This window comes from Flavobacterium sp., from assembly GCF_027483985.1.
GTDB lineage: Bacteria > Bacteroidota > Bacteroidia > Flavobacteriales > Flavobacteriaceae > Flavobacterium.
The window spans coordinates 1-16,261 of record NZ_JAIXTJ010000027.1; the positions used below are offsets into that span (position 1 = coordinate 1).

A 16,261-nucleotide genomic window follows, 5' to 3' on the forward strand; every position below is an offset into this window, starting at 1 on the left:
ACCACTTTTTTTGTTTTGGATTTCGTAAGCTAATTTTTTTAAGCCCCAATCCTCTTTAGATACCATCTTTGCTCCTCTACTTGTAAGAAAATCTTCAAATTTGCTTACTGTTTCCTTTATCTGAACGTCAGATAAAACGGGATTTAAGATGAAAACAGTTTCGTAATGATTCATAATAAATATGTTTTAATTATATAAAATTGGGTGCAAAGGTAACAATAAATATTTGTTACGCAACTTCAAAACCTAAAATATCGCCTAAATGCAAAAAAATACTGCTTAAAAGCAAAAAAAATCGACAAACGTTATTTTCTTTAAAAAAAAGTACTATATTTGTATCACCAAATCTATAATAACACTGAATTATGAAATTAAATTGTGTAGTAGTCGATGACAGTTCTTTACAAAGGATGGTCATTGCAAAGTTAGTAAATAATCATCCTAATCTACAATTAATAGGTGATTTTTCAAATGCAATTGAAGCTAAAAATTGTATGACAGTACATACTGTTGACCTTATCTTTCTAGATGTAGAGATGCCAGTTATAAGTGGTTTTGATTTTATTGATGGTTTGAAAGTAAAACCTCAAGTAATATTCATTACCTCGAAAGCTGAATATGCTCTAAAAGCATTTGATTATGATGCAACGGATTATCTTCAAAAACCTATCGTATTAGAACGTTTTAATTCGTCGGTAAAAAGAGCATTAGACCTATATATGTTGCGTCAAGACAATCACGACGATGAAGGCGATCACATCTTTATAAAGAGTAACCTTAAAAAATTAAAAGTTTTTACCAATAAAATCAAGTGGATCGAAGCTTATGGCGATTACGTAAAAGTAGTTACCGAAGATGATACTAACCTTGTACTATCAACAATGAAATCTTTTGAAAAGGACTTGTCAAAAGATAAATTTATCAGAGTTCATAAATCCTACATTATAAACATTGATAAAGTAGAACGTTTCAATAGTAAATTTGCTGAAATTGGTGTAACTAAAATTCCATTAAGTAGAAACAAAAAAGAAGATTTAATTAAAGCATTAGCAATAGCTTAATAAAAATCAACGTTTACCGTAACTTTTATAGCTCGGTATTGCGGAATAACATCAAAACTATTCAGTATTTTCTGGATAGTTTTTTTTGTGTTTGGTAGTGACATATTTTGAGGAATCTTCACCATAATCGTTCGAATATATTCGTTTCTTATTCGGTTAATTCCTGGTTCTTCCGGACCCAAAACTGGCAACTGCAAATGTTGCTGCATCACTTGATACAACCACATTGATCCTTCTTTTAGTTTATCAAAATCTTTGTGCTTTAAAGTCAATTTTATCAAACGAAAATAAGGCGGATATTTATAAATCTGACGTTCATATAGTTGCTCTTTATACATTCCAACATAATCATTGTGAGTAACTTGCTGAATTATATTATGATTTACATTATACGTTTGAATAATTACTTTTCCGCGTTTATCGGAACGTCCTGCGCGTCCTGAAACCTGTGTCATCATTTGAAAACTTCTTTCAAAAGCCCTAAAATCAGGATGATACAACATCGTATCGGCATTCATAATTCCGACCAACGACACATTATCAAAATCCAATCCCTTCGCAAGCATTTGGGTTCCAACCAAAATATCTATCTCACGATTTTTAAAACTATCAATTAATTTTTCGAAACTATACTTACCGCGAGTCGTATCTTGATCCATTCGCTTTATATTCTTAGTCGGAAACAAAGCTGCTAATTCTAATTCAATTTGCTCCGTTCCAAAACCTTTGGCAGAAATATCGATACTCGAACAAGAATGACAATTAGTAGGTTTTGCAATAGAATAACCACAGTAATGACAACGCAATTGATTTTTAAATTTGTGGTAAGTCAAACTCACATTACAACTTGTGCATTGCGGAATGTGACCACAAGTCATACACTCTAAAACTGGCGAAAATCCACGTCTATTTTGGAATAAAATGATTTGCTCACCTAAACTCAAAGCTTCTGTTATAGCTTCAATTAAAGTCAAACTAAAATGACCTTTCATTCTTTTTTTGAAGTAATTTTCTTTTAAATCGACCAATTCAACTTCGGGCAACGGTGCTTTTCCAAAACGCTCAAAAATTTCAACCTGACCATATTTACCAGATTGCGCATTAAAATAAGTTTCAATACTTGGTGTCGCAGAACCTAATAGTACTTTGGCTTTTTGTGAATTTGCCAAGACAATAGCAGCGTCACGAGCGTGATATCTCGGCGCTGGATCTTGTTGTTTGAACGTTTGCTCGTGTTCTTCATCGATAATAAGCAAACCTAAATTAGAAAAAGGTAAAAACAACGATGACCTCGCTCCTATCACTATAGTAGCTTTTTCTGAATTTTCTAAAACTTGATTCCAAACTTCAACGCGTTCATTATTTGAATATTTAGAATGAAAAACGGCAACTTTATTTCCAAAATGTGCTGTAAGACGAGAAACTAATTGTGTGGTTAATGCAATTTCGGGTAGTAAATACAAAACTTGTTTGCCTTGAGCAATATAATCTTCAATCAGTTTGGTATAAATCTCGGTTTTTCCGGAAGATGTCACACCGTGAAGTAATACAACTTCTTTGGACTGGAAACCTTCTTTAATACCTTCAAATGCAGCTTGTTGTGCATTACTTAAAACAAGATTATTTTCTTTTTTATTTTTATCAAAATTGACTCTGTCTTCTTGAATGTAATATTCTTCAAAAATAGATTTATCAATTAAAGATTTAATGGTTGCTGTTGTTACAAGTGAAATATCTGTCAGCTGTTTAACTGATATTGGTTTTTTTTCTTTAGCGTTCCATTGAAAATAGTGCAGTAAAACTTCTTTTTGTTTTGCACCTTTTAAGGAATCTAGCAAGGAATTTAAACTTTCATCGGAAGCATATTTTTCGTGTAAACGAATGTATCGAATTACTTTAGGTTTGTATTCTTCTTGGATTTCTTCTTGAAGCGAAAGCACGTTCTTGTTCAACAATTTCTGAACAACAGGAAAAATATTTTTCTTGTTTAAAATTGCCATTACATCTTGAACTTTCAGCGAACTTTGATGTTGCAGTGCTTCATAAATCAAGAATTCTTCATCAGACAGCTCTGCTTCTGTAATGGTTGCATCTTTCTTTTGAGAAATAATAGTTTCACTTTCTAAAAGAAAAGCCGATGGCATTGCACCACGATAGACATCGCCAAGATTACACATATAATAAGACGAAATCCATTGCCAATGTTTAATTTGAAACTCGTTAACCACAGGTTTTTCATCTAAAATTTGATGAATTTCTTTGGCTTCATATAATGTTGGAGGCGTTTGATGTAAATCGACAACCAAACCGGTATAAATTTTACTTTTACCAAACGGAACGGCAACGCGCATTCCTACTTTAATATAATCGTACTCGGCATCAGAAACGCTGTAGGTAAACGTTTTGGGTAGCGAAAGCGGTAAAATTACTTCTATAAAATACAAGTTGACTATCTTTTAATTCTTATCCATTTTTGAGACCTTCCCAAAAGTGAAATTCCGATATAACCTCTCACGATTAATTTATCTTTAGACTCCAGTTTTAGATAACATTTGTAAATCTTACCACTTTTAGGATCTAAAATTTTTCCACCATTATACTCATCACCATCTTTAGAAAGTCCGCGAATAACAACCATTCCTATTATAGGTTTGTCTTTATCGCTTCCGGTGCAGTTACTGCATTTTCGGCCTCTATCTTCTTTATCGAGAAGTTCAATTATTTTTCCGTAAATTTTTCCGTTTTCTTCATAAATTTCTACAATACTTTTCTCTCTTCCGGTTTCATCATCAATGGTTTTCCAAGTACCAATAACACTTTGTGAAAAAGCATTAAAGCTAAGGAATAAGCTAAAAAATAAAACATATTTCATAATTCAAATTTTTAAATTACTTATTGATTGTCAGTAGATTGTGTTCTAAGTTTATCTTTAGTTGATTGAATAATAGCATTTAATTCAAATCCTAATAATAAAATCATACAATTAATCCAAATATAAAACATTACAACTAAAAGTGTTCCAATCGAACCATAAAGCTCGTTATATTTAGAGAATTTCACCACCCAAATTCCGAAGAAATAAGAAGATAAAATAATTAAAATCGTTGTAAATACAGAACCTATGGAAATAAAAGCACGTTTGCCATTGCGTTTGATTCCGAATTTGAATAATATTGAAGTTGTAACTAATATCATCAAAATCAAAAAGATATAACGACCCATTTCGATTATAGGTATGTTTTCTGAAAGTACATCTTGTATTTTAGTTTTTTGAAGTACGACTTCAAATATTACGATGGCCGCAACCGTAATTATGAGTAGTAATGATAATAAAATTGACATTCCAAGTGATACAAGATACTGCCGAACGAAAGCTCTTTTAATGGTAATGTGTCTTGAATTTTCAAATCCACCAAGAATTGCATTTACACCATTGGTCATTAATAAAACGGCCATAAAGATACCTGTTGAAATCAAACCCGAATGGCTGTTATTTAAAATATCATTGATGATTTTATATATCGCATCATAAGTTGTTGGCGGAACACCATCTTTAACAAATCCAAGAAAATCCTCTTGAAACCCTTCAATTGGTATGTATGGAATTAAATTTAAAATAAAAAGTGCAAAAGGAAACAAAGCCATAAAGAAACTAAAGGCAATAGCTGCAGCACGATAAGACAAAGCTCCTTCAATAATTCCGGTTATGTATAATTCTAAAAGTTCGTATAATGACAAACCATACAACCAAGGTAACTTAATTGAAGTACCAAAAGCTATAAGTTGCTTAATTATCGGTAAGCCTTTTATTTTTTCTTCTAAAGTCATTTAATCAATTGCTTTTAAACTCAAATCCATATTATAAACGGAATGTGTTAATGCACCTGAAGAGATATAATTTACACCACATTCTGCATATTGGCGTATGGTATTTTCATTGATATTTCCAGAAGATTCTGTCAAACATTTTGTTCCTATTAACGCAACAGCTTTTTTTGTATCTTCAAAATTAAAATTATCAATCAAAATTCTATAAACACCTTCGCTTTGCAAAATTTCTTTAATTTCATCGAGGTTTCTTGCTTCAACGATAATTTTTAGTTCTTTATTGTTTGCTTTTAAATACTCCTTAGTTTTATTGATAGCGTTGGTAATTCCTCCAGCAAAATCGTTGTGATTGTCTTTTAACATAATCATATCGTAGAGTGCAAAACGATGATTTTCGCCTCCACCAATTTTTACTGCCCATTTTTCACAAGCTCTAAATCCAGGCGTTGTTTTTCTTGTATCAAGAATAGTGGTATTAGTTCCATCTAATAAATCGACATACTTTTTAGTTTTAGTAGCAATTGCGCTCATTCGTTGCATCGAATTCAACACCAATCGTTCAGCTTTTAAAATCGATTGTGAACTTCCTGCAACGTGAAAAACTACATCGCCAAATTTTACTTCTGAACCATCTTCGATGAAAGTATCTACTTTCAAGTTGGCATCGACGTACTCAAATACCATTTTGGCAAATTCAACTCCGGCAATGACACCATCATCTTTTACCAATAATTTAGCTTTACCTTGAGCATCACTTGGAATGCAGGCTAATGACGAATGATCACCATCGCCAACATCTTCACGAATGGCATTTTGAATAATAAGTTGTAGTTCGTTTTGGAATTGTGTTTCTGAAATCATACTCTAAATTTGATTGGCTAAAATAATTAAAAATGTTGATTAGAGTAGCGATATAAATCTGAATTTATAAATAGATTAACTAAAATTATTTGCTAGTTGAAATTCAGAAATAATTCAACTAGTTAACAAATAAAAAGGTAAAAAATAAAATGCATTCAACGATTTATCTGTCCTATTTGTCTATATTTACGTGGTAATATTAAAAACCATCAACCATGGCAAAAAGTCAAGACGCAAAAAAAACCGTAAAAAAGGAACCTCTTAAAACTGCAAAAGAGAAAAAAGAAGAAAAAAGAATCAAGAAAAATACTCCTAAAAGAGATTAAATAAAAAAACCATCAAAATAAATTGATGGTTTTTTTTTATGAATTATCAAAAATTAAAAACTGTAACCTAAACCGATAAAAATACCACTCAAACTCACATCACCAGTTCCTAAAGAATATTTTGCACTAACATCAAGGTCATCTGTGATATTATACATTGCACCTAAATCGATATTTAATTTAATTTCATCTTCTTGTGCATCTAATAAATAATTGATACTTGGTCCGACAAGAATTCCGAATTCCTCTGCAACATTATATTTTGCTAAAACAGGTACACTTAAAAAATTCAAATCTTTAATAGAAACGTATAAAAGTTCTGGTTGTACCGAAAATTTTTCGGAAACACCAATATTAGCAAAAGCTCCCACAAAAAAACCAGTTTCAGATGATGTTACTGAGCCACCAGGAAATTTTACTTTAGCCGTAGCTAAATCCACACCTGCTTTTACACCAAATTTTGTTTCTTGAGCTTGTGAAAATCCTACTGCAAAAAGCGCTGCAGCAATAAAAAGTACTTTTTTCATAATTTTAATATTTATTAGTTAAGTTTCAAAAATACTTTATTCTTTTTTCAACTGGTATACGTAAAAATACGTATTATGCAAGATGATCTGGGAAAATTTTTCCGGGATTTAAAATATTATTAGGATCAAAAACGCGTTTTATGCTTTCCATTAATTCTAAATGCGATCTTGTGAAAGCTATATCCATAAAGTTTTTTTGAACAAAACCAATGCCGTGTTCGCCTGAAAGCGTTCCTTTTAATGCCACAGTCAATTCAAATATTTCACGAATACCAACTGGTACTTGAGTGTTCCAATTATCGTCGGACATTTCACCTTTTATGATATTTACGTGCAAGTTTCCGTCACCAGCGTGTCCATAACAAACCGATTTAAAACCATATTTAGTTCCGATTTTCTTGATTCCGTTTAGTAATTCAGGTAAAACATATCTTGGAACTACTGTATCTTCTTCTTTATATATAGAATTCGATTTCACAGCTTCTGCAACAGAACGTCTCATCTTCCACAAAGCATTTTTTTGTTCATCAGAATCGGCAAACAATACCTCATCAATTTCAAATTGCTCGACAACTGTCATTATTTTCTCCGCTTCGAGCATCAAAATTTCAGGATAATTTCCGTCAACCTCAATCAATAAATGTGCTTGAACTTGGTCATCGACTTTAATGCTTATAGTATTGTTATATTTTAAGGTCCAATCAATAGCATCACGTTCCATAAACTCTAAAGCACTTGGTGTAATTCCAGCTCTAAAAATTGCCGAAACTGCTTCACAAGCCTGACTAGCTTTGAAAAACGGAACCAACATCAACACATTATGTGAGTTAGTTGGAAGTAATTTAAGAACAATTTTTGTTATAACACCCAACGTACCTTCGCTACCAACCATTAATTGGGTTAGATTATAACCGGTTGAATTTTTTAAGGTATTTGCACCGGTCCAAATGATTTCTCCGTTGGGTAAAACTACTTCTAAATTCAATACATAATCTTTAGTTACACCATATTTTACCGCACGAGCGCCACCAGAATTTTCAGCTACATTGCCGCCAATCCAACAGCTACCTTGACTGCTTGGATCAACAGGATAAAACAATCCTTTTTCTGCAACAGCTTCTCTCAAAACTTGAGTTATTACTGCTGGTTCAACGATTACTTGAAGATTTTGCTCATCGATTTCAATAATTTTATTCAGTCGTTCCGTCGAAAGTCCGATTCCTTGATAAATGGATAATGCGCCGCCACTTAATCCAGTTCTCGCTCCAATTGGCGTTGTTGGAATTTTAAATTCGTTAGCCAATTTCAAAATTTGAGAAATTTCAGTAGCATTAGCTGGTTTTACAACTACATTTGGTGGAAAAACATAATCCTCTGTTTCATCGTGTCCGTAATGATTTCGGGTTTCTATATCGGTATGGACAAATGATTTTCCTACTATTTCTTCAAGTCTAAGAAGTACTTCTGGTGCTAAGTTATTATTTGACATTGTATTTGAACTAGATTTAAATAAAACTAAGTTTCAAAAATACTATTTATTTGGTTGCGGTGTCATTCTTAAATAATATTTTATTCGATTAAATCCTTTCGGAAACTTTGATGGAATATCCTCGTCTTTTATAGCTGGCGCGATGACAACATCGTCACCATCTTTCCAATTTGCAGGCGTTGCTACACTATAATTTGCTGTAAGTTGTAAACTATCAATTACTCGCAATAATTCATCAAAATTTCTTCCTGTAGACGCAGGATATGTTAGTATAAGTTTAATTTTTTTATCATTTCCAATAATAAAAACCGATCTAACTGTAAACGTTTCGTTGGCATTTGGATGAATCATATCATATAAATGGGCGATTTCTTTAGTTTCGTCAGCAATTATCGGATAATTTAAAGATACGTTTTGAGTTTCTTCAATATCTTTTATCCAAGCTAAATGCGATTCTAATCCATCAACACTTAACGCAATAACTTTTACATTTCGTTTTGTAAATTCAGGTAAATAGTTGGCTACTGTTCCGAGTTCGGTAGTACAAACTGGAGTAAAATCTGCTGGATGCGAAAATAAAATTCCCCAAGAATCTTGTAAGTAATCATAAAAATTTAGATCGCCTTTGGTTGTTTTTGCATCAAAATTTGGTGCTAAATCTCCTAATCTTATTGTTGCCATAGTCTTTTTTTTATTTCAAATTTAAGCCCATCAACAGCTAAAAAAATTGAAACGTCAGTTAAAAATTTGTGAATTTGAATCGAATTATTGATTTGGTAAAAAATTAGGGTTCGTTTTATAAATAATGTATTTTATAGTGTTTAGATTGCACTTTTAGCATCTTTACTTTCTAACAAAATTATTTTATTTTATAAAATATAAGACGCTTGAATCTTTACTGAGATAAATTACAATGTTTTACTATAACTGAACATTTTTATTTAATTTTACTACATAAATTTTAAAAGTGGATTCTCCAAAAAATAACATATCGGCTCTTACAGAAAAAGAAGGTGTCCCGCAACCTGAAACGCTCAGTTTGGTTTCACTTAAAAAAGTGATATTGAAAAGGAAAAACCAACCTTCGGCACAAGAGTTGATTGAAAACATTTTGAATCACGATAAAGTAGCCTTAAGTCGCGCAATAACTTTGGTTGAAAGCACTAATCCAGAACATTTAGAAAAAGCCAATGCCATAATTCAAGGTTGTTTGCCACATTCTAACCAATCAATTAGAATAGGAATTACTGGAGTTCCAGGCGTTGGAAAAAGTACATTTATTGAAGCATTTGGTAAACATCTAACGTCGTTAGGAAGAAAAGTTGCCGTTTTGGCTGTTGATCCTAGTAGTAGCATTTCAAACGGAAGTATTCTTGGTGACAAAACCCGAATGGAAGAGTTGGTTAAAGATGAAAACGCTTTTATTCGTCCAAGTGCCTCTGGTGAAACTCTTGGTGGTGTTGCCAGAAAAACTCGTGAAACCATTATTTTGTGCGAAGCTTGTGGTTTTGATACCATAATTATCGAAACTGTTGGCGTTGGTCAAAGTGAAACTGCGGTTCACAGTATGGTTGATTTCTTTTTATTACTAAAAATTTCTGGTGCTGGAGATGAATTGCAAGGCATCAAACGCGGCATAATGGAAATGGCTGATGCTATCGTAATCAATAAAGCTGATGGTGATAATATTGCCAAAGCCAAACTTGCTAAAACCGAATTCAACAGAGCTTTGCATTTATTTCCTGCTAAAAAAAGTGGCTGGATTCCGACTGCAGCAACCTGTAGTTCTTATACCAAAGAAGGAATTGACGATGTTTGGAAAACCATTTCAGATTATTTTGAATTAGTAAAAGCCAATCATTATTTTGAAGAAAAACGTCAAAATCAGAATCAATTTTGGATGCTGGAAACTATTAATGAACAATTAAAATCGAATTTCTACAATCATCCTGATGTAATTAATCAATTATCAGAAAACAAAAAAGCCGTGCAAAATAATGAAATATCACCTTTTGCAGCGGCTATGAATTTATTGAAGAATTATTTTCGTTAATTGATCAAACTTAATCCCTTATAACGTGTGCCGTTCCTGCAATGGTATGATTTCCAGTTGAATCAGTGTAATTACCATTAAACGTAAAATCTATAAATCCTCCAATTGAACCAAATTGACTGACTACTAATTGTACATTGTTTACAGTACTGCCATTAAGAATGGTTACACTTCCAAAAGAAACACCTGAGAATTGCATTGAAAAACTAGAAGTGGTATACAATCCTATTGAATTAAAATTAAAAACGCTTAAATTAAAGTAGCTTGGTGAATTTGTAGTAGTTCCAACAAATAAACCATTCCCGACTGGACCATTAGTAGTGGCATTTATACCTGTAAAAATATAGTTTACAGCATTGTTATCAACTTGATATGTAATAAATTCATTGATGGTGTTGCAAGCATTGATTACTCCAATATTTGTTATTGGCGCACTTGCAGTAAAATTTATTGTATCAGTTGTCTGTAAATTCAAATAATCTTCTCCAATTACCTTAAAAACTTGACTTGAACCACAAATACTAGTATTGAGTGAAAACGCACCATTTGAAACTGGCTGAATAATTGTAGAAAAATAATTTGAAGTATTTGGATTAACCAATTTAACTAAACCATTAGTAACATTATTATTGGAGCAAGTTTTTAAAGTTCCAGCAATATTTAACGTAGAAATTGAAGATTGACTTAAAATAATTATAGGCAAAACATTAGAGCTATTTGAAGAAAAAGGACCAATTGACGAAGAATAAATGACATTTCCACAGTAATCTTTAACCTTAATAGTAAGAGTCTCATTTGCTGGGACGATTCCAGACACTTGTCCAAAAGAATTTGTAATTCCCGTTGTACCATATGACTGCAGAGGTCTAATAATTTCTACATTTAGATTTGATATTGCCAAGCCAGCAGCATTATTCGTAGTAACATTTAAATTGCATTGTTCAAATGGTGCGTCACAATTCCACCAAGAGAAATGAGAAACATTGCCTACATATTTATTACCTACTTTAGTTGCTGAACCTTCTTCTTTCCAAAGACCAATGGCTTCATCAAAAGACCAAAGCGGTATAGTTTGAGGAGCTAAACTTAACTGTGTTGGATCGATTTCAAAAGTAACTTCAGCTGTATGACCATTTGCTAAATTTAATTTCTGTCCGCTATTGCCAATTAATTCTACATGCACCATTCCAAATGTTTCTAAAATTCTTGCATCACCATTGGAATTACTAGCTAAAAGTGAACCTGGCATAATTTGATTTAGATAAGTATTTGACGGTTTCAAGTGATATAAACCTACTTGGATATTTCCAGAATAAGCGTTACCGTTCGCATCTTTGAAAGAACCATCAAATTTTACTTTTGTTCCATTTGATAATTCAACTTCACTATTTATACCCGAATTTATTGTAGCTATTGTTGTACTTGGTATAAGCATAATATTTATTCTATTATCTCCAGGAGTTGGTACAATAACTCTTGAACCATTTACAAATCCAGTCTTAGAAACTTTTATGTAAGCAAATTTTTCTTTTACTGTAACATTTTGAATAGTAAACAAGCCGCTACTATTTGTTTGAACTGAAATTGCTCCTATTGAAACTGTAGCATTATTAATAGGGTTTCCTGATGTATCTAGAATTTGCCCGTGAAAATCACGCGAGACAGAATTTCCCTGATCATAATCATTAATATTCGGTTCTAAAGACTCCTCGCTGACACAGCCTATTAAACAAGTTATCAAAAAGATTGACACAAAAAGGTTCGTTATTTTCTTCATCTAAAGTAAATTTAAATTGTTTAATGGAGTGGTTTATTTAATTAGGATGCAAAAAAATAGAAATGGTTGCTTCACAAATACTTTTTTTTAGTAATTATTTTAATAATAAACGTAAAACGATTATCAGAAAACAAAAAAGCCGTGCAAAATAATGAAATATCACCATTTGCAGCGGCTATGAATTTATTGAAGAATTATTTTAAATAACTACTCTTCGTAAGCTTCCATTTCTTTATCGTAGAATTCTCCGGCTAGCGTAATTAAATGTTCCATTTCAGATTCTAATTCGGTTTCGTCTTCGCCTTCTAGATCTTCTAAAAACTCCACTTCATCATCTTTCAAATTGATTATAAAACGTGGAAAATCCAGATGAATAACGAATATATCATCTGGAAAATCGGAATTGTCGGCTAGTACAAACTTTGGTAATTGCATAGTATTTATTTTTTAAACTTTAATGTGTCCCCAATTTTCGCCAGTTCTTATACGATATAATTGTTGAGTTGTAATATTAAATTGTTTTGCGATCATCACTAAACGAGTTTTGTTATTTTCGCGTTGCAACATTTTTTTAATTCGGATGACTTGTGTTGAAGTCAGTTTTCTCCCATCCGCTTTAATATTATGTTGAATTGTTTTAATCTTTCCGCTTATTACTGATGGATTTTTTATGTGATGCGCGGTTAATTCTTCTTGATTGGCCCATCGTAAATTCTCTACACAATCATTTACTTTATCATAATCTAGGTGAAGAACAAAATTACCATCACCTTCTTTCTTAGGTATAAAATATTCTGCTACTAATCGATAAAAGAAGTAGCATTTGTTAACGATTACACCTTCATTATTATATTTAAATCGGAAGACTTTGTATCCTTCCAATCGACCACCGAATAATTCTCTTCCTTCAAGAATATCGGTTGTAAAACTCACTAAGCGACCTTGATTTGAAATAGCATATTTTAAACGTAACGGTGCGTTGAGTTTTATTTCTCTAAATTCTTCTCCTCTTAATAATTTAATCATTTTGGGGTTATTTTAAACTATTTTTCAAAATTAGTGATTTTGTTAAAAAATGGAAGCGAATATACAAAAATATTGCAGCAGCAGTTAATCCAGCAACAAGTCCTAACCACACACCAACTGCTTTTAAATCAGTATATTCACCCAAATAATAAGATATTGGAAAGCCAATAATCCAATAGGCAACAAAGGTTATATACATAGGAATTTTCACATCTTGTAGTCCGCGTAAAGCACCGAGAACAACAACTTGAATTCCATCTGAAATTTGAAAGATGGCTGCAACTAATAATAATTTGGCTGCAATGGTCACAACATCAGTATTATCAAGCAATTGAACCTGATCTTCCATATTCATAAATAATGGCGGTAATATTTGATGTAAAACCACAAATAAAACAGCAAAAATTACTTCAATAATGATGGCTAATAAAAATATCGAACGTGCTACAACAACTAAATAATTATAATCTTGCAACCCTTTTTGATTGCTTATTCTTATCATAGAAACAACACTCAATCCCATAGCAAACATAAAAGTCATTGAAGCCAAACTTAAAGCAATTTGATTGGCCGCTTGACTAGTTTTTCCTATGTTTCCACAAAGCCAAATTGCAGCTGTAAATAAAACGACTTCAAACAACATTTGCATCGCTGAAGGTAAGCCTAAATTTACAATTTTTTTAATAGTTTCTTTTTTAATTTGATCGAAACTAAATCCTTTAAAATACTCCTTTAATCGTTCTTGTTTTGCTAAAATAAAATGCATAAAAACTACCATAGCAATTCTTGAAATCACCGTTCCAAGTGCTGCACCTATGATTCCCATTTTAGGAAAAATCCAAATTCCGTAAATTAACAAATAATTGATGACCACGTGGATGATATTGGCTCCAACAATAGCATACATTGAATATTTGGTCATTGATAAACCATCAGCAAATTGTTTATATCCTTGATAAATAATAAGCGGAACGAGCGAAAAAGCAACCCAATCTAAATAAGGTTTAGCCAACTCAATAACTTCTTTGGGTTGATGAAGCATTTCCATAATCGGCTTGGCCATAACAACCATTCCGAATAATGCAAAACCTAAAATGGTACACAAAAGCATTCCATGATGAAAAGCCGAACGAATTTTATCGTTATCCTGTTCAGCATCAGCTTCACCAATAATAGGTGTCAAAGCAGTAGAAAATCCTATACCAATCGACATTGCGATGAAAATCAAACTATTACCTAACGAAACCGCAGCCAACTCAGTGGAGCCTAATTTTCCGACCATAATATTATCAACAATACCAATTAAAGTATGACCAAGCATACCCAAAATAACTGGATAAGCCAATTGTAGATTGTATCGAAACTCTTTGGTATATTGAGATAAATTCACGCTATTTTTTTTGAGTTTGCAAAGATAATAGAAACAAACTCAGAATTAATAAATTTAAGAAATTAATAAAATCTGTTTACTTTAACTTTTTAATTGCTCTCTGTAAACATCAATGTTTGCTGCTACTTTTGGATCTAATTCAGGTTCGGTTATATCGGTTAATTTTTGCATTTCTTCCCAAATTGTTTTAGCAACTATATACCTAGCAACAGCTTTATCATCGGCTGGAATAACATACCAAGGTGCATTTTCTGTAGAAGTTTTGTTTATTGCTTCTTCATAATAATTCATATAATCATCCCAACGTTCGCGTTCTTTTAAATCACCTGTAGAGAATTTCCAATTATCTTCCGGATTTTCTAAACGTTTCAATAATCTTAAACGCTGTTCTTCCTTACTCATATGAAAGTAAAACTTCAAAATTGTGGTGCCATTTTGTGATATATGTTTTTCAAAATTATTGATTTGCTCCAACCTGTTTTCCCAAAATTGAGGTGTTATATCGTCTACTTTTTCAATTCCTGGCAAGTTTTCAAACAAAATATACTCTGGATGCACTCTTGTTACCAAAACATTTTCGTAATGCGTTCGGTTGAAAACAGCAAACTTTCCCTTTTCTGGTAAAACCAAATAATGGCGCCACAAATAATCGTGTTCCAGCTCTGTTGAATTGGGCGTTTTAAAACTATGAACCACTACGCCACGCGGATTAAATTCTTTAAAAACCTCGCGAATTAAGCTATCTTTTCCGCTTGTATCCATTCCTTGCAAACAAATTAAAAAAGAATGACGGTTGTGTGCATACATAGCGTCTTGCTTTTTACTCAACTTTACTTGAATTTTATCTAAAGCTGCTTCTGCTTCCTCTTTATCTATATCGACAGTCAATTTTGTTGGTATTTTTGACAGATTAATGGTTCCAACAACTTTAAAGTCTTCTATGTTAATTGATTTCATAATATCCTTTTTATTAATGTAAAAATAGTATTTTTGGGTTCTTATACACTACAAAATGGAAAAATTTCAACTTTCACTACTTTTTAAAATCATTGGACTTGGATCAGCATCAGGGTTAATTTATCACGATAATACCATTTTTGCAATTGGTGATAATAGTTCGTTTTTATATGAATACCAAATGGATAACAATAAACTAGAACGTCATCCGTTGGCCGAAAATTCAGAAGAAAATATTGCAAAAAGCCTGAAACCCGATTTTGAAGCCATAACTAAATATCAAGACAGCTTGTATCTTTTTGGATCTGGATCGACAGAAAATCGCACAATAATGGTTCAAGTTAACGCCAAAACTAAAGAAGTTGTTCGATCTCAAGATTTAACCGATTTATATCTTTCAATGCAATCGTTTGGAAAAATTAAATCAGAAGATTTTAATCTTGAAGGCGCAATTTATTATGGAGAAACTTGGTTTTTATTCAATAGAGGAAATGGTAAAACCAACAAAAATGTAATTTTCACCATTGATGGAAAAAATCTAGCCACTGAATTTAGGATGGTTTCCAACGAATATAAACTTCCAAAAATAAAAGGTGTTCGCACGAGTTTTACCGATGCCATTCTTGTTGATGATAAAATTTATTTCCTGGCAACAGCAGAAAATACAGATTCAACCTATGATGATGGTGAAATTTTAGGAAGTATAATTGGAAGAATTGATGTCAAGAAAATGAAAATAGACTACACAAAAAAAATAACAGACACCAACAAATTTGAAGGCATAACACTTTTCAAAAAATCAGAAAAAGAAATTGAATTTTTACTTTGTGAAGATAATGATACTGAAGTTTTGGAATCGAATATTTTTAAGTTGGTGATTAGTGATTAGTGATTAGTGATTAGTGATTAGTGATTAGTGATTAGTGATTAGTGATTAGTGATTAGTGATTAGTGATTAGTGATTAG

At 32.0% G+C, this 16,261-nt stretch carries 16 protein-coding genes; 3 read left to right on the top strand and 13 right to left on the bottom strand.

Annotated features, from left to right (window positions below):
* Positions 1–174: 30S ribosomal protein S6 (gene rpsF, locus Q0050_RS07860; RefSeq protein WP_298394004.1), on the bottom strand; the 174-nt coding region annotated here is incomplete at its 3' end.
* Positions 175–365: 191 nt separating this feature from the next.
* Between rpsF and Q0050_RS07865 the strand changes: the two genes are divergently transcribed.
* Complete coding sequence (locus tag Q0050_RS07865) at positions 366–1,061, top strand: LytTR family DNA-binding domain-containing protein (protein ID WP_298393979.1); 696 nt, start codon at positions 366–368, stop codon at positions 1,059–1,061.
* Here Q0050_RS07865 and priA read toward each other — a convergent pair.
* The 7 genes from priA to Q0050_RS07900 all read right to left on the bottom strand — a co-directional run bounded on the left by priA (position 1,058) and on the right by Q0050_RS07900 (position 8,773).
* The gene (gene priA / locus Q0050_RS07870; protein WP_298393981.1) at positions 1,058–3,505 is read right to left on the bottom strand and encodes a primosomal protein N'; all 2,448 of its coding nucleotides are present in this window, start codon (positions 3,503–3,505) and stop codon (positions 1,058–1,060) included. The two genes, Q0050_RS07865 and priA, sit on opposite strands and share 4 nt — an antisense overlap.
* A 5-nt stretch (positions 3,506–3,510) precedes the next feature.
* Positions 3,511–3,933, bottom strand: a complete 423-nt coding sequence (locus tag Q0050_RS07875) for a DUF2147 domain-containing protein (RefSeq protein ID WP_298393982.1) — start codon at positions 3,931–3,933, stop codon at positions 3,511–3,513.
* A gap of 20 nt (positions 3,934–3,953) precedes the next feature.
* On the bottom strand, positions 3,954–4,889 hold the full coding sequence (locus Q0050_RS07880; RefSeq protein ID WP_298393984.1) for a YihY/virulence factor BrkB family protein: 936 nt from the start codon (positions 4,887–4,889) through the stop codon (positions 3,954–3,956).
* Entirely contained in the window at positions 4,890–5,750 is an 861-nt protein-coding gene (gene nadC, locus Q0050_RS07885; protein WP_298393986.1) for a carboxylating nicotinate-nucleotide diphosphorylase, read from the bottom strand.
* A 379-nt stretch (positions 5,751–6,129) separates the two neighbouring features.
* Positions 6,130–6,603 (bottom strand): outer membrane beta-barrel protein, encoded by a 474-nt coding sequence (locus Q0050_RS07890; RefSeq protein ID WP_298393988.1) that lies wholly within the window; start codon positions 6,601–6,603, stop codon positions 6,130–6,132.
* A 73-nt stretch (positions 6,604–6,676) separates the two neighbouring features.
* Positions 6,677–8,092, bottom strand: coding sequence for an FAD-linked oxidase C-terminal domain-containing protein (locus Q0050_RS07895; RefSeq protein ID WP_298393990.1), 1,416 nt, complete (start codon positions 8,090–8,092; stop codon positions 6,677–6,679).
* Between the two features lie 42 nt (positions 8,093–8,134).
* Positions 8,135–8,773, bottom strand: a complete 639-nt coding sequence (locus Q0050_RS07900; RefSeq protein WP_298393992.1) for a peroxiredoxin — start codon at positions 8,771–8,773, stop codon at positions 8,135–8,137.
* A gap of 286 nt (positions 8,774–9,059) precedes the next feature.
* Between Q0050_RS07900 and meaB the strand changes: the two genes are divergently transcribed.
* On the top strand, positions 9,060–10,145 hold the full coding sequence (meaB, locus tag Q0050_RS07905; RefSeq protein ID WP_298393994.1) for a methylmalonyl Co-A mutase-associated GTPase MeaB: 1,086 nt from the start codon (positions 9,060–9,062) through the stop codon (positions 10,143–10,145).
* A gap of 10 nt (positions 10,146–10,155) precedes the next feature.
* Here the strand turns inward: meaB and Q0050_RS07910 are convergent, their stop codons facing one another.
* From Q0050_RS07910 to Q0050_RS07930, 5 genes are all read right to left on the bottom strand, one after another.
* Positions 10,156–11,922 carry a carboxypeptidase-like regulatory domain-containing protein gene (locus Q0050_RS07910; protein ID WP_298393995.1) on the bottom strand — a complete coding sequence of 589 codons (1,767 nt, stop codon included), beginning with the start codon at positions 11,920–11,922 and terminating at the stop codon, positions 10,156–10,158.
* A 207-nt stretch (positions 11,923–12,129) separates the two neighbouring features.
* Positions 12,130–12,357 carry a hypothetical protein gene (locus Q0050_RS07915; RefSeq protein WP_298115261.1) on the bottom strand — a complete coding sequence of 76 codons (228 nt, stop codon included), beginning with the start codon at positions 12,355–12,357 and terminating at the stop codon, positions 12,130–12,132.
* A 12-nt stretch (positions 12,358–12,369) separates the two neighbouring features.
* On the bottom strand, positions 12,370–12,948 hold the full coding sequence (locus Q0050_RS07920) for a hypothetical protein (protein ID WP_298393996.1): 579 nt from the start codon (positions 12,946–12,948) through the stop codon (positions 12,370–12,372).
* Between the two features lie 7 nt (positions 12,949–12,955).
* Complete coding sequence (locus Q0050_RS07925; RefSeq protein WP_298393998.1) at positions 12,956–14,338, bottom strand: MATE family efflux transporter; 1,383 nt, start codon at positions 14,336–14,338, stop codon at positions 12,956–12,958.
* A gap of 81 nt (positions 14,339–14,419) precedes the next feature.
* Entirely contained in the window at positions 14,420–15,295 is an 876-nt protein-coding gene (locus Q0050_RS07930) for a PPK2 family polyphosphate kinase (protein ID WP_298394000.1), read from the bottom strand.
* Positions 15,296–15,350: 55 nt separating this feature from the next.
* Between Q0050_RS07930 and Q0050_RS07935 the strand changes: the two genes are divergently transcribed.
* The gene (locus Q0050_RS07935) at positions 15,351–16,184 is read left to right on the top strand and encodes a hypothetical protein (RefSeq protein WP_298394002.1); all 834 of its coding nucleotides are present in this window, start codon (positions 15,351–15,353) and stop codon (positions 16,182–16,184) included.
* Positions 16,185–16,261 lie beyond the last annotated feature (77 nt).

Bases quoted from the DNA above. Each gene is read 5' to 3' on its own strand.
- Q0050_RS07865 (WP_298393979.1), top strand. From the start codon at position 366: ATGAAATTAAATTGTGTAGTAGTCGATGACAGTTCTTTACAAAGGATG.
- Q0050_RS07875 (WP_298393982.1), bottom strand. From the start codon at position 3,933: ATGAAATATGTTTTATTTTTTAGCTTATTCCTTAGCTTTAATGCTTTT.
- Q0050_RS07880 (WP_298393984.1), bottom strand. From the start codon at position 4,889: ATGACTTTAGAAGAAAAAATAAAAGGCTTACCGATAATTAAGCAACTT.
- nadC (WP_298393986.1), bottom strand. From the start codon at position 5,750: ATGATTTCAGAAACACAATTCCAAAACGAACTACAACTTATTATTCAA.
- Q0050_RS07890 (WP_298393988.1), bottom strand. From the start codon at position 6,603: ATGAAAAAAGTACTTTTTATTGCTGCAGCGCTTTTTGCAGTAGGATTT.
- Q0050_RS07895 (WP_298393990.1), bottom strand. From the start codon at position 8,092: ATGTCAAATAATAACTTAGCACCAGAAGTACTTCTTAGACTTGAAGAA.
- Q0050_RS07900 (WP_298393992.1), bottom strand. From the start codon at position 8,773: ATGGCAACAATAAGATTAGGAGATTTAGCACCAAATTTTGATGCAAAA.
- Q0050_RS07910 (WP_298393995.1), bottom strand. From the start codon at position 11,922: ATGAAGAAAATAACGAACCTTTTTGTGTCAATCTTTTTGATAACTTGT.
- Q0050_RS07915 (WP_298115261.1), bottom strand. From the start codon at position 12,357: ATGCAATTACCAAAGTTTGTACTAGCCGACAATTCCGATTTTCCAGAT.
- Q0050_RS07920 (WP_298393996.1), bottom strand. From the start codon at position 12,948: ATGATTAAATTATTAAGAGGAGAAGAATTTAGAGAAATAAAACTCAAC.
- Q0050_RS07930 (WP_298394000.1), bottom strand. From the start codon at position 15,295: ATGAAATCAATTAACATAGAAGACTTTAAAGTTGTTGGAACCATTAAT.
- Q0050_RS07935 (WP_298394002.1), top strand. From the start codon at position 15,351: ATGGAAAAATTTCAACTTTCACTACTTTTTAAAATCATTGGACTTGGA.